The sequence below is a fragment of the Nonomuraea sp. NPDC001831 genome, from assembly GCF_042892035.1.
Taxonomy (GTDB): domain Bacteria; phylum Actinomycetota; class Actinomycetes; order Streptosporangiales; family Streptosporangiaceae; genus Nonomuraea.
The window spans coordinates 38,025-50,564 of record NZ_JBIATU010000025.1; the positions used below are offsets into that span (position 1 = coordinate 38,025).

At 73.7% G+C, this 12,540-nt stretch carries 11 protein-coding genes; 4 read left to right on the plus strand and 7 right to left on the minus strand.

All coding sequences use genetic code 11. The annotated features are described in order from the left end of the window. Nucleotides 1–62 precede the first annotated feature (62 nt). Together ACFYYW_RS45475 and ACFYYW_RS45480 are read right to left on the minus strand one after the other, a co-directional pair. Nucleotides 63–932 carry a TIGR03619 family F420-dependent LLM class oxidoreductase gene (locus tag ACFYYW_RS45475; RefSeq protein WP_352319393.1) on the minus strand — a complete coding sequence of 290 codons (870 nt, stop codon included), beginning with the start codon at nt 930–932 and terminating at the stop codon, nt 63–65. After that, nucleotides 929–2,176 (minus strand): LLM class flavin-dependent oxidoreductase, encoded by a 1,248-nt coding sequence (locus tag ACFYYW_RS45480; RefSeq protein WP_352319395.1) that lies wholly within the window; start codon nt 2,174–2,176, stop codon nt 929–931. Before ACFYYW_RS45480 ends, ACFYYW_RS45475 begins: the two co-directional genes overlap by 4 nt. An 86-nt stretch (nt 2,177–2,262) precedes the next feature. Here ACFYYW_RS45480 and ACFYYW_RS45485 point away from each other — a divergent pair, with 86 nt between their 5' ends. The 3 genes from ACFYYW_RS45485 to ACFYYW_RS45495 all read left to right on the plus strand — a co-directional run bounded on the left by ACFYYW_RS45485 (nt 2,263) and on the right by ACFYYW_RS45495 (nt 6,777). Next, nucleotides 2,263–3,084, plus strand: a complete 822-nt coding sequence (locus ACFYYW_RS45485; RefSeq protein ID WP_352319397.1) for a TIGR03619 family F420-dependent LLM class oxidoreductase — start codon at nt 2,263–2,265, stop codon at nt 3,082–3,084. Nucleotides 3,085–3,093: 9 nt separating this feature from the next. Next, nucleotides 3,094–4,593, plus strand: a complete 1,500-nt coding sequence (locus ACFYYW_RS45490; protein WP_387659914.1) for a protein kinase — start codon at nt 3,094–3,096, stop codon at nt 4,591–4,593. 108 nt (nt 4,594–4,701) lie between these two features. Further along, a complete protein-coding gene (locus ACFYYW_RS45495) occupies nt 4,702–6,777 on the plus strand; it encodes a PASTA domain-containing protein (protein WP_387659916.1) in 2,076 nt (691 codons plus the stop codon). Between the two features lie 135 nt (nt 6,778–6,912). On the opposite strand, the gene ACFYYW_RS45500 is transcribed toward ACFYYW_RS45495, so the two are convergent. Further along, nucleotides 6,913–7,434, minus strand: a complete 522-nt coding sequence (locus ACFYYW_RS45500; RefSeq protein WP_352319403.1) for a TetR family transcriptional regulator — start codon at nt 7,432–7,434, stop codon at nt 6,913–6,915. A 97-nt stretch (nt 7,435–7,531) separates the two neighbouring features. On the opposite strand from ACFYYW_RS45500, the gene ACFYYW_RS45505 reads away from it, so the two are divergent. Beyond that, nucleotides 7,532–9,763 (plus strand): MMPL family transporter, encoded by a 2,232-nt coding sequence (locus ACFYYW_RS45505; protein WP_387659918.1) that lies wholly within the window; start codon nt 7,532–7,534, stop codon nt 9,761–9,763. A gap of 73 nt (nt 9,764–9,836) precedes the next feature. On the opposite strand, the gene ACFYYW_RS45510 is transcribed toward ACFYYW_RS45505, so the two are convergent. The 4 genes from ACFYYW_RS45510 to ACFYYW_RS45525 are packed head-to-tail and all read right to left on the minus strand — an operon-like array spanning nt 9,837 to nt 12,459. Further along, entirely contained in the window at nt 9,837–10,148 is a 312-nt protein-coding gene (locus ACFYYW_RS45510) for a hypothetical protein (RefSeq protein ID WP_387659920.1), read from the minus strand. A gap of 24 nt (nt 10,149–10,172) precedes the next feature. Continuing rightward, nucleotides 10,173–10,838: an ArsR/SmtB family transcription factor gene (locus ACFYYW_RS45515; protein WP_387659923.1), complete on the minus strand. Its 666-nt coding sequence runs from the start codon at nt 10,836–10,838 to the stop codon at nt 10,173–10,175. Next, nucleotides 10,838–11,329, minus strand: a complete 492-nt coding sequence (locus ACFYYW_RS45520) for a cupin domain-containing protein (protein WP_352319410.1) — start codon at nt 11,327–11,329, stop codon at nt 10,838–10,840. The genes ACFYYW_RS45515 and ACFYYW_RS45520 overlap by 1 nt, the downstream gene beginning before the upstream one ends. Before the next feature lie 41 nt (nt 11,330–11,370). Then, nucleotides 11,371–12,459 carry an alcohol dehydrogenase catalytic domain-containing protein gene (locus tag ACFYYW_RS45525; protein WP_387659926.1) on the minus strand — a complete coding sequence of 363 codons (1,089 nt, stop codon included), beginning with the start codon at nt 12,457–12,459 and terminating at the stop codon, nt 11,371–11,373. Nucleotides 12,460–12,540: the final 81 nt, after the last annotated feature.

The following is a 12,540-nucleotide window of genomic DNA, read 5'->3' on the forward strand; positions in this document are numbered from 1 at the left end:
AGGTTCCGAACGGGTTGAGGCTCCGGGGTTCCCCGGGTTCCGGGCGGGCCGGGGCTCCGGGGTCAGAGCTTGGCGATGACCTCCTCGGCGAAGCGCTCCATCGTGGCGATCTTCAGGTCGAGGCTGTCCGCGCCGTACCGGGCCTTCTCCTCGGGGGTGGCCAGCCACCAGGGGGCGGCCATGGTGGCGGTCACGCCCTTGGCGGCGAAGCGGCGGTAGGTCTCGGCGTCCGGCAGCACGGCCAGCGGGGCGACGATGTCGAACGGGCCCGTCCTGCCGTTCTCGTCGAGGTGCCGGCGGAGGGTGTCGAGCACCGGGTCGAGCTGCTCCTCGGTGTAGATGCGGTTGCCCAGCCAGCCGTCGCCGAAGCGGGCGGCCCGGCGCAGCGCCGCCTCGCTGTCGCCGCCCACGTAGACGGGCACGGGCCCGGCGGGCGTGGGGGAGATCGACAGCGGCGGCAGGCCGTCCAGCTCGACGGTCTCGCCGGACCACAGGGCGCGCAGCGTGGGCAGCATCCGGTCGAGGCGGCGGCCCCGGGTGTGGAAGTCCTGGCCGGTGCCGGCGAACTCCTCCTCGCACCACCCCACCCCGACCCCGAACGTCACCCGTTCCCGCGACAGCACCGCCGCCGTGGAGACCAGCTTGGCCACGGTGAACAGGTCGCGGGCCGGGGCGATGTAGACGTTCGGCGAGAAGCGCAGCGTCGTGGTGGCCGTGGCCATCGCGCCGATCGTCACCCACACGTCGGGCCAGTGCGTCGCGGCGTCCCACCGGGGCGCGCCCGACCGCGAGTACGGGTACCGCGAGGCGAAGTCGGCGTAGAACAGGTGGTCCGACAGCGTGAAGGTGTCGAAGCCGCAGCGCTCGGCCGCCCGCGCCAGCTCCACGAACTGGTCGGTCGGGACGAACGAGGCCCCCAGCCACATCTTCATCGGAACTCCGGCGCGACCTTGGTGGCGAACATCTCCAGGTTCCGCTTGACCGTGTCCAGCGGGAGCACGCCCTGCTGCCCCTGCATGTACAGGCCGAACCACTCCAGGTCCGGCATGCGGTCGAGCATGCGCTGGATGCCGCGCTTGACGTCGTCCGGCGTGCCGAACAGCGCCATCTCCACGTCGTTCATGCGCTTGGCGTCGCCCTTCTCGGGGGAGATCGGCTTGTGCTTCTCGTCCTCCTTCTTGCGCAGCACCTCCAGGTAGCCGAAGGGGCCGAAGAAGGCGGCGAAGTCCTTGGGGATGCTGCGGCCGAAGGTGTTGATCGCCTCCTCGGTGGTGTCCGCGATGCCGACGATCTTCAGGATGCCGGTGTGCTCGCCCAGCTTGTAGTGGCGGCCCTGCCGGGCCGACTCCTCCTGGTAGAGCTTGGCCTTGGCGGCGTGGTCGTCGGGGTTGGGGGTGAACATCCACGGCAGGATGTCCTCCTGCGCGGCCCTGATCACCGACCGGTCGGAGATCGTGAACGGCTGCCACAACTCCGGATGCGGGTTCTGGTACGGCCGGGGGCAGACCGAGACGGCCTGGATCTTCCCGTCGTCGGAGACCTCGCCGGGCGCCCCGAACGTCTTGGTCCATTCCATCGCGGGCCAGCCCTCGATACCGTCAAAGGGGTACGGCACCTCGTAGTCCAGCACGTCGGACTTGTAGCGGAGGGTCTCCTGCGTCCAGGCCATCTTCATGATCTTCAGCACCTCGCCGAAGACGTCGAAGTTCCGCGTGTCCGAGGCCGAGCCGTCGGAGCGGGCGGCGGCGGCCTGCCAGCGCTGGCCGAGGACGTTCATCCAGCGGTTCTGGTAACCCCGGGCCACGCCGAGCCGCAGGCGGCCCTTGCTGAACTGGTCGAGCAGCGCCACGTCCTCGGCGGCCCTGATCGGGTCCCAGGCGGGCAGCACCATGCCGAGCGGGGCGAGCAGGATGCGCTCGGTCCGCGCGGCGAGGTCGGTGAGGAACATCAGCGGATTGACCGAGAACTCCATCCCCTCGGAGTGGAAGTGGTGCTCGGTCATCATCAGCGCGTCGAACCCGATCTGGTCGGCGTGGACGGCTATCTCCCGCACCTCGTGCAGCAGCCGCTGATACGACTCGGTGTCGCGTCCGATGGGACGCCGTGCCTTGGCGTTCTCCTCGGCCGCGTATCCAGAGCCTGGAATCTGCGGATTCAGGAAGATAGAGAACTTCACCGGGAACCTCTTTCCGCGGACGTCGCCTTGCAAGCTACCCTGGAAATCTTAGCCGAGCAATCGCTTGGTTGATATGAGGAGGCCGTATGAGGCTGGGTGTCACGATGTTCGCCACGGATCTGGCCATGCCGGTCCAGGACCTCGCGGCCGCGGCCGAGGAACGCGGGTTCGACTCGCTCTACCTGCCCGAGCACACCCACATCCCGGTCAGCCGCCGCACGCCGCCCGCCGGCGGCCAGGCCGAGCTGCCCGAGGAGTACAAGCGCACGCTGGATCCGCTGGTCGCGCTCTCCTTCGCCGCCGCCGCGACCCGGCGGCTGCGCGTCGGCACCGGCATCCTGCTCGCCGCCCAGCGCGACCCGATCGTGACCGCCAAGGCGCTGGCCACGCTCGACCATCTGTCCGGCGGGCGGGTGGTGGTCGGCGTCGGGTTCGGCTGGAACGTCGAGGAGATCGAGAACCACGGCGTGCCGTACGGGCGGCGGCGCGAGGTCGCCCGGCGCAACGTGCTGGCCATGCGGGCCTTCTGGCGGGACGAGGTGGCCGCCGTCGAAGGGCTCGAACCGTCCTGGTCGTGGCCCAAGCCCGCGCACGACCTGCCCGTCTACCTCGGCGGGGCCGCCGGGCCGAAGCTGTTCGCCCACATCGCCGAGTACGGCGACGGCTGGATGCCCATCGGCGGCAAGGGCATCAAGGACGCGCTGCCCGCCCTGCGCGAGGCGTGCGAGAAGGCCGGGCGGCCGATGGCCCGGGTGATCCCGTTCGGGACGCTGCCCACCAGGGAGAAGCTGGACTACTTCGCCGGGCTCGGCATCGAGGAGGCCGTGGCCACCCTGCCGAGCGGCCCGGCGGACGTCGTGCTGCGCGCCCTCGACGGCTACGCCGCGCTGCTGCAGGCGATGCCATAATGACGCCCTATGTCCGAGCTCCGTGCTGATGATCCCCGGCGGCTGGGGGAGTACCGGCTCTCGCGCAGGCTCGGGCAGGGCGGCCAGGGCGTCGTCTTCCTCGGTCACTCGGCGGCCGGGGCGCAGGTCGCGATCAAGCTGCTGCACGCGAGCGTGTCCAAGGACGCCGACGTACGGCGCAGGTTCCTCGGCGAGGTGGAGGCGGTGCGCCGGGTCGCGGCCTTCTGCACCGCCCAGCTCCTCGACGCCGACCTCGACGGCGACCGGCCCTACCTGGTCAGCGAATACGTCGAAGGGCCCTCGCTGGGCGAGCACGTGACGGCCGGCGGGCCGCGGCGCGGCGGCTCGCTCGACCGGCTGGCCATCGGCACCGCCACCGCCCTGGGGGCGATCCACCGGGCGGGGGTCGTCCACCGCGACCTGAAGCCGGGCAACGTGCTGCTCAGCCTCGACGGGCCGCGGGTGATCGACTTCGGGGTCTCCCGGCTGATGGACGCCGCCGCCACCACGACCAGGTCGCCCATCGGCACGCCGGCCTACCTGTCGCCCGAGCGCATCAGCGGGGAGCCGGCGGGGCCGCCCGCCGACATGTGGGCGTGGGGGCTGACCGTGGCGTACACGGCCGGGGGGCGGCACGCGTACATGGCGGACACCTACCAGGAGGTCCTGGCCCGGATCCTGTACGGCAAGCCCGATCTGCGCGGGTTGTCGGGGCGGCTGCGGGAGATCGTGGAGGCGTGCCTGGCCCACGACCCGCGCGACCGTCCGGACGCTGAGGAGACGTTGCGCGCGCTGCTCGGCCAGGACGGCGGAACGGGCGACGTCCTCCCCTCCGGCGCCCAGGCCGCCGCCCCCACGACCACCCCCGACAGAGCCCCGGCCACAGTGCCACGCCTCTCCCCGGAAGGGCCGCCCGCCACAGTGCCCTGGCCCTCCCCGAGGGGAACCCGCGCCCCCGCGGGCTCACCCCCTGAGACGCCCGCCGTCGCGGGCTCCCCTCCCTCCGAAGGGACGGCCGCCGTCGCGGGGCGGAGGGCGTGGCGGGGGTGGCAGGTGGTCGTGGCGGTGGCCGGGGTCGTGATGGGGGTCGCCGGTTTCGTGTTCTGGCTGCGGGCGTCCCAGGGCCCCGGCCTGGACGGCACCTGGAAGGGGACGGCCCAGCACACCCCCGCCACCGGGACGCCGGACGCGACGCGCACCACCCTCGACGGCACCTGGACGGGATCGGCCGAGCACCCCACGGCCGGCCGGGTCTTCCCGGTCGAGCTGCGCCTGCGCGCCGACGGCGGATCCACCATGCGCTGGGGCGCCGACCTGCACTGTTCCGGCCGGCTCGCCCCCACCAGGAGCCCCGTCGTGTTCGCCCTCGGCCAGGTCAAGGGCCAGGCGTGCCACGCCGGGACGGTCCGCATCGTCCCCTCGGACGACCCCGACCGGTTCCTGGTCAAGGTGACCCGGTCCGACACCGGCGCCGTCATGTACGCGGGCCAGCTCTCCCGTTCCTCCTGACCGGCTGTGTCACGGTCAGGCGGCGATTGCCGTGCACACTGTTGACTGAACGCCGCCCGTTGCCTTCAGTGGAGAGCAAGAAGGGGTGGCGGCGAGGGGAGGCGCCCCGTGCCGACGGCGCAGCCGCTGAGAACGGGGGACCCGCACAGACTCGGCGAGTACGAGCTCGCCGGGCGGCTGGGTGAAGGCGGGCAGGGCGCGGTGTTCCTCGGTTCGCGAGGCGGCGAGAGGTACGCGGTCAAGCTGCTGCACGGGCCCGTGGGGGACGAGCAAGGGGCGTTCCTGCGGGAGGTGGAGCTGGCCAAGCATGTGGCCAGGTTCTGCACGGCCCAGGTGATCGACGCCGGGTTCGACGAGGGCCGGCCGTACATCGTGAGCGAGTACGTCGACGGGCCCTCGCTGCACCGGGAGGTCTCGCTGACCGGGCCGCGGCACGGCGGCGCGCTGGAGCGGCTGGCGGTCGGCACCGCGACCGCGCTGGCCGCGATCCACCGGGCGGGCATCGTGCACCGGGACTTCAAGCCGCAGAACGTGCTGCTCGGGCCCGACGGCCCACGGGTGATCGACTTCGGCCTGGCCAGGGCGCTGGACGCGGCGGCCACGGTGACGAACCGGGGCGTGGGCACGCCGGCGTACATGGCTCCCGAGCAGATCACCGCCTCGGCCGTGACCGGGGCGGCCGACGTCTTCTCCTGGGGCGCGACGATGTGCTTCGCGGCCAACGCGAGCGCGCCGTTCGGGCAGGACTCGGTGGCGCCGGTGCTGCACCGCATCCTGACCGCGCCGCCCGAGCTGGGCCGGCTGGACGGGCGGCTGCGGGTGCTGGTGGCCGCCTGCCTGGACAAGGACGTCAGGAACCGGCCCTCCAGCAGGGAACTGCTGCTCGCGCTGCTGGGCGAGCCGGACGCGCCGGACCGGGGGTACGGGGACGTGCCGCTGGTCCCCGGGCAACGTCCGCCCGTGCCGCTGGCCGAGCCCGAGGTCACCGGTGCGGCCGGCGCCTACCACCTGCGCTCCCGGACGGGCGCCGGCCCGGAACCTCCCACCTCCACCGGCCCGACGACCCCGCCGGACCCGACGGCCCCGGTCGAGCCGCCCCCGCAACGCCCGAAGGTGCCGTACGAGCCGGGCCCGCCAGGCCCGAGGGCGCCGGACGAGCCGGACGGTCTGAGGACGCGGGCCGGGACGGGCGCGACGGACCGCCGGGGGCGCGGGGCCGGGTGGGTGCAGGCGGTCGTGGCCGTGTGCGCGGCGCTGCTGGTGACCGCGGTCGTGCTCACGGTGATCGTGCCCGCGCTCAACGGCCACCGCTCCGGCCAGGCGTCCGTGCTGCCGGCGGCGCCGCCGAGCCCGGCGGGTTCGGCGCACGCCTCCTCGCGGCCGGGCGGGAAGCCGGCCGAGCGGCAGCGCGTGCCCACGGTCGCGCCCGCCGTCGAGCCCCCCGTCGAGCCCACCGGCGGACCTACCGGCGGCCCCACCGGTGGACCCACCGGTGAGCCGACAGCCGGGCGGCCGGTGACGGTCGCGGTTCCGCCGCTGACCGGCATGGATCGGGCCGCCGCGGTCAAGGCGCTCAAGCAGGCCGGACTGACGGTCGGCGCGGTCACCAGGACCGACTCGCCGCGGGAGATCGGCCGGGTGCTGGGCAGCCGTCCGGCGGCCGGCACGGTGGTGGGCCGGGGCGGCGCGGTCGCGCTGGAGGTGTCGGCGGGGGTGCCGGTGCCGTCCCTGATCGGGCGGCAGCGCAAGGCGGCCGAGGCGGCGCTCACCGCCGCCGGGCTCGCGGCGGGGACGGTCACCCGGGCCTGCTCCGACCAGCCGGACGGCCAGGTCCTCGCGACGCGGCCGGAGGCCGGCGCGCGGCTGCCGGGCGGCGCGACGGTGGCGCTCACGGTGGCTCGCCAGGGCGTCGAGGTGCCGTCCGTGGTGGGGCGGCCCCGAGCCGACGGCCGGGCCGCCCTGGTCGCGGCCGGCTTCACGGTACGGTCCCGTGCCCAGGTCGTGGACGACGACGCCAAGGCGGACACCGTCCTGGGCCAGAGCCTGACCCCGGGCACCTGCGCCGCGCCCGGCGACGTGGTGGTGATCACCGTCGGCGTCGCCGGCCAGTCCGGCGGCCCCGGCCCCGAGGAGCCCACGCAGACCCCGACCGGCCCCGCCACCGACCCCTCGACCGGCCTGTAGCCGCCACCGGCGCGCCCGGAAACGGCCCGGACGCGGCCCGGACGCGGCCCGGACCCGGCCCGGACGCGGCGGGGACGCGGCCCGGACGCGGAGGGGGAGCGACGAGGAAGCCGCGGGGAAGCGGCGGGGAAGTCGTCAGAAGGCCAGCGCGGACTCCAGCATGACCGCCGTGACCTGGTCCTCGGGCAGGTCCATGGTCTTGACCACGCCCCACTGCAGCGCCCCGAGCAGCGCCCAGCACCTGACCCTGGCCTCCGGGCCCGGGTTCTCGCCGGCGAGCTTGGCGAAGATCTCGTCCCTGAACGTGCCGACGACCGCGCGCTCGGAGCCGGGCGGCTGGCTGTCGTCGGCCGCGAGGTCCTCCATGAACAGGCGGATCACCGCGCGGTGCCGCACCGCGAAGACGGCCAGGGCCTCGACGAACGCCTTGCGGTCCGGGTATTCGGTGTCGAGCAGCGTGATCATCTCGGCCGCGGCGGGGGAGAGCAGCTCGGAGGCCAGCCGGTCCTTGGGGTGGAAGTGGTAGGCGACGGCGGTCTTGGTCAGCCCGACCGCGGCGGCGATGTCGGCCAGCGAGGTGCCCGCGTAGCCGCGCTCGGCGAACAGCTCGCGCGCGGCCGCCAGGATCCGGGAGCGGGTGTCGTCGGGTGTGGTCATCGTCTCATTTCCCACGGGATCCGGAATTTCGGATGTCCTCCGTTTTATCGTAGTCCTGTACGACCGTACAGGACGGCCGTCGGGCAGGGGCGAGACGATGACGCGGTTTCTTGGTCGGCTGGGTGGCTGGTGCGCGCGGCACGGGCGGATCGTGCTGGCTTTATGGGTGGCCCTGGCCGCGGGCCTGATGGGCGCGAGCCTCGCGCTCGGCAGCCCGGTCAGCAACGACGCCTCCATCCCGGGCACCGACGCGCAGCGCGCGCACGACCTGATGAAGGAGGGCTTCGGCCCCGGCTACGCCACCGGCGGAACCGTGCAACTCCTCCTGTACTCCGCGGACGGCAAGCTCACCGACGAACCGCGTAAGCAGGCCGTCGAGCGCGCGGTCGCCGCGATGCGCACGATGCCGCACGTCGTCCAGGTGGACACGCCCTACCGGATGGGCGGCATCGCCTCGAACCTGCAGATCGGCGTGATCACCGTCAAGATGCAGGGCAACGACCCCGACAAGGTGGGCGAGGACACCCAGGCCCTGTCCGACGCCGCTGCCCCGGCCAGGGACGCCGGGCTGGAAGTGGTGCCCGCCGCCGACTCCAACCCGGCGAGCAAGGAGATCAAGACCGGGCCGAGCGAGATCATCGGCGTGGTGTGCGCGCTGCTCGTGCTGGTCTTCGCGTTCGGGACGCTGGTCGCCGCGATGGTGCCGATCTTCGCCGCGCTGGTCAGCGTCGCGACCGGGCTCGGCGTGATCGGCCTGCTCGGCTACGTCGTGGACATGCCCAAGCAGGCCGGGATCATGTCCACGATGATCGGGCTCGGCGTCGGCATCGACTACGCGCTGTTCCTGCTGTCGCGCCACCGCAAGCTGCTGGCCGACGGCGTGCCGGTCGTGGAGTCCGTACGGCGGACGGTGGCCAGCTCGGGCGGGGCCGTCGTGTTCGCCGGCGGCACGGTGATCATCGCGTTGAGCGCGCTGATGCTGGCCGGGTTCCCGCTGCTGAGCACGCTCGGCTGGGTGACCGGCATCTCCGTCGTCTTCGCCGTGCTGACCTCGGTCACCCTCGTGCCCGCCCTGCTCGGGCTGCTCGGCCACCGCGTCAACGCGCTCAAGGTGCCGCTGGTCCGCGGGCGGTCGTCCACCCGCGGCGGGGGCGCCGGCTGGGCCGGGCTGGGCGCGTGGGTGGCGCGCCGGCCGTGGCGGGTGCTGATCGGCAGCGTCCTCGTGCTCGGCGCGCTGGCCGCGCCCGCGCTCGCGCTGCAGCTGGGGCCCCTGGACGAGGGGTACGCGGCCAAGGACTCGGCCGGGCGGCGCGCGTACGAGCTGATGGCCACGGCCTTCGGCCCCGGCAGCAACGGCCCGCTCATCGTGGTCGCCGAGCTGCCGGAGAAGGTCTCCGGCGCCGGGGACGCCGCCGTGAAGCGGATCGCCGACGAGGTCGCCCGCGTCGACGGGGTCGCCCACGTGTCGGACCCCAAGGTGAACGCCTCCGGCCGCTCGGTCCTGCTCCAGACGATCAGCGACTACGCCCCGAGCGACCCCAAGGCCGCCGAGGTGGTCAGGGAGGTCAGGGCCATCTCGATCCCGGGCGTCCAGGTGCACGTCGGCGGCAAGGTGGCCGGGCTGACCGACGCCGGGGACCGCATGAACGAGCGCACCCCGCTGGTCATCGGCGTGGTCGTGCTGCTCAGCGCACTGCTCCTGCTGTTCGCCTTCCGCGCGCCCGTCGTCGCGGTCAAGGCCGCCGTGATGAACCTGGTGTCGCTGGGCGCCGCGTTCGGCGCGCTCGCGCTGGTGTTCTCGATCGGCCTCGGCAGCGGCCTGGTCGGCATGGACGCCCCCATGGACGCCTCCTACCTCCAGACGTTGTTCTTCTCCGTGCCGATCGAGAGCTACGTGCCGCTGATGTTGTTCGCGGTGCTGTTCGGCCTGTCGATGGACTACGAGGTGTTCCTGCTCACCGCGGTGCGCCAGGCCCACGCCCGGCACGGCGACAACAGCCGGGCGGTGGCCGAGGGCCTCGGCTCGACCGGCCGGGTCATCACCTCGGCCGCCCTGATCATGGTGGCGGTGTTCGTGGCGTTCATCGCCTACCCGGACGCGATGGTCAAGACGTTCGGCGTCGGGCTGGCCGTGGCCATCGCGGTGGACGCGACCGTCATCCGCGGCTTCCTCGTGCCGGCCACGATGGTGCTGCTCGGCCGGGCGAACTGGTGGTGCCCGCGCTGGCTGGACCGGCTGCTGCCGAACCTGTCGGTCGAGGGCCACGAGGAGGACGAGCCGGAGCCGCGCCGCGAGCGCGCGCAGGAGCCGGTGGGCGCCGGGCGTTGACCCCGCCGGCGGCCGGTGAGCCGGGGGCGCCGAGGTGGCGGGCCGGTCCGGGGTCGTCGGGGTGGCGGGCCGGTCAGTCGGGGTCGTCGAGGTGGCAGGCCGGCACCCACCCGACGACGCCCGTGGCCGCGTCGGTGCCGTGGTGCCACAGGGTGCTGTCGAAGGCGTCGTCGCAGCGGAACAGCTCGTGCTCCTCAGAGCGGTCGGAGTCGAACCCGTCGCCGGGACGGCCCACGCCGAGCTGGGCCGCGCCGCCCTTCGGCTCGCTCCAGATGACCACCTCGCGGCTGCGGAAGTCGTAGCGGTAGCGGGCCTGCGCGGGGCCGGCGCCGCCCACGGTCACGACCGCGAGCAGGCCGGCCGCGACGGCTCCTCTGACGAGCATGCGGACCTCCCTCACTGTGGGCGATTACCCGCTCACAGTACGCTCCCGCACGACCTCGTGCCCGGCACGCCGCCAGCCGACCAGGCCGCCGTCCAGCGGGCGGGCGTCGAGACCGCGCTCGCGCAGCAGGCGTGCGGCCTGCGGGGAGAGCACGCAGTACGGCCCGCCGCAGTAGGCCACGACCCGGGCGTCGGCCGGCAGCTCCGCCAGGCGGCCCGCCAGGTCCTCCAGGGGCACCGAGATCGCGCCCGGCACGTGTCCCTTGGCGTAGGCGGCGGCCGGCCGGACGTCGACGACCACCGTGCCGGGGTCGGCCAGCCGGGCGGCCAGCTCGTCGGCCGTGACGCCGGACAGGTCCCCCAGGTGCTCCCGCACCGCCTCGCGCAGGCCGGACAGCCGGTCGTGGGCGAACCGCTGGAGGTCGCCCAGGAAGCGCGAGACCTGCTCGTCGGCCAGCCGGTAGCGGATCCGCGTGCCGTCCCGGCGGCTGGTCACCAGGTGGGCCGCGTGCAGGTGCTGGAGCTGGGCCGAGGTGTTCTTGAGCGGCACGCCGGCCGCCCGCGCCAGCTCCTCGACCGTGCGCTCGCCCTGGTCGAGCACGTCGAGCAGGCGCAGCCGCACCGGGTTGGCCAGCGCCTTGCCGACGCGGGCCAGGTGCCGGTAGACGGGTTCCTCGGGGAAATCGGCCATCAGACCGCGTACTGGTCGTGGCGCAGCCAGAGTTCGGTCCACTCCTCGGGGGTGAGCTCGCGGCCGCTGTGGGTGATCTCGGCCAGCTCCTCGAAGTACGCCTCGCGCGGCGCGCCCGGCGTGAAGAGCACCAGCATCGAGGCCGGCTCGCCGGAGGCGTTGCGGAAGGCGTGCACGCCGCCCTCGGGCACGTGCAGGAAGTCGCCGGGGCGGCCGTCGGCCCACTTGTCGCCGTCGTAGAGCTGGACGGTGCCGGTCAGCACGTAGAACGACTCGGTGATGGTGCGGTGGAAGTGCGGGGACGCGCCGCCGGGACGCGGGCCCATCTCCCAGCGGTACAGGCCGTAGGCGCCGTTCGTCGAGCCGCCCGTGCCCAGGTAGTGGACGCGGGTGCCGGTCGCCATCGACAGGTCGGGGCCCTTGTCCGCCGGGCGCAGGGTGGCGCTGATCTCGCCGGTCTCGGCCAGGTAGCGCTGCTGGGGGTACGACATGGGACAACCTCCACTATTCCAAAGGAAATTAGAATAGCGCCTCAGAACGTGATGACCGTACGGGCGACCGTCCCCTGGCGGACGTGGGCGACCGCCTCGTTGATCTGGTCGAGGGGGAGGCGTTCGGTGATCAGGCCGTCGAGGTCGAGGCGGCCGCGGAGGTACTGGGCGGCCAGCATGGGCAGGTCGCGGTGCGGCGCGGCGTCGCCGCCCTGGGTGCCCATGAGGCGGCGGGAGGAGAACAGCAGCCCGGTGTCCAGCGCCATGGGGTGGCCCTGGGGCGGGCTGCCGACCATGACCGTGGTCCCGCCCGGCTGGGTGGCGGCGAAGGCCTCCGCCAGCACGCCGGGGACGCCGGTCGCGTCGAAGGCGTAGTCGACGCCGCCGCGGACCAGCGCGCCGACCTGGCGGGGCAGGTCGCCGGCGGTGAGCAGGTGGGTGGCCCCGAAGCGCTCGGCCAGCTTGAGCTTTCCCTCGGCCACGTCCGCGGCGATGATCGTGGTGGCGCCGGCGAGCACCGCGCCCTGGATGACGTTGAGCCCCACGCCGCCGCAGCCGACCACCAGGACCGAGGCGCCCGGCGGCACCTCGGCCACGTTCAGGACGGCGCCCACGCCGGTGACCACGCCGCAGGCCAGCAGGCACATGGCGGCGAAGGGCGCGTCCTTGGCGATCTTGACGCACATGGCCTCGGCGACCACCGCGTACTCGGCGAACGAGCCGATGCCGATGAAGCGGCGGGTCTCCCGGCCGTCGAGGGTGACCCTGGGCGGGCCGCCCATGATGGTCGGCAGCCGCTGCGGGCCCGAGCACAGGTGGAAGCGGCCGGAGCCGCAGTGGCGGCAGCGCCCGCAGGGGCCGCTCATGGCGATGATGACGTGGTCGTCCGGCCTGACGGAGGTGACGCCCGCGCCGACGCTCTCGACCACGCCCGCGCTCTCGTGCCCCAGGATGAACGGCGGCGCGCTCACCACCGGGCTCTTGCCGTCGATGGCCTTGAGGTCGGAGCCGCACACGCCCGAGGCCATGATCCGGACGCGCACCTCGCCGGGGCCGGGGTCGTCGATCTCGACGTCGCGGATCTCCATCGGGGCGTGGAACCCGGTCAGCACGGCCGCGCGCATCAGCATGCGCCCCACGCTAGCCCGGCGCGCCGCCTGCGAGCAAGCGGTTGCTCGGTTGGCCGTTGACACCCCTTCCCGGCAAATCTA

Coding starts and splice junctions, on each gene's coding strand:
- ACFYYW_RS45520 (WP_352319410.1), bottom strand. CDS start 11,329: ATGTCGTACCCCCAGCAGCGCTACCTGGCCGAGACCGGCGAGATCAGC.
- ACFYYW_RS45490 (WP_387659914.1), top strand. CDS start 3,094: ATGTCCGAGCTCCGTGCTGATGATCCCCGGCGGCTGGGGGAGTACCGG.
- ACFYYW_RS45525 (WP_387659926.1), bottom strand. CDS start 12,459: ATGCTGATGCGCGCGGCCGTGCTGACCGGGTTCCACGCCCCGATGGAG.
- ACFYYW_RS45485 (WP_352319397.1), top strand. CDS start 2,263: ATGAGGCTGGGTGTCACGATGTTCGCCACGGATCTGGCCATGCCGGTC.
- ACFYYW_RS45475 (WP_352319393.1), bottom strand. CDS start 932: ATGAAGATGTGGCTGGGGGCCTCGTTCGTCCCGACCGACCAGTTCGTG.
- ACFYYW_RS45515 (WP_387659923.1), bottom strand. CDS start 10,838: ATGGCCGATTTCCCCGAGGAACCCGTCTACCGGCACCTGGCCCGCGTC.
- ACFYYW_RS45510 (WP_387659920.1), bottom strand. CDS start 10,148: ATGCTCGTCAGAGGAGCCGTCGCGGCCGGCCTGCTCGCGGTCGTGACC.
- ACFYYW_RS45500 (WP_352319403.1), bottom strand. CDS start 7,434: ATGACCACACCCGACGACACCCGCTCCCGGATCCTGGCGGCCGCGCGC.
- ACFYYW_RS45505 (WP_387659918.1), top strand. CDS start 7,532: ATGACGCGGTTTCTTGGTCGGCTGGGTGGCTGGTGCGCGCGGCACGGG.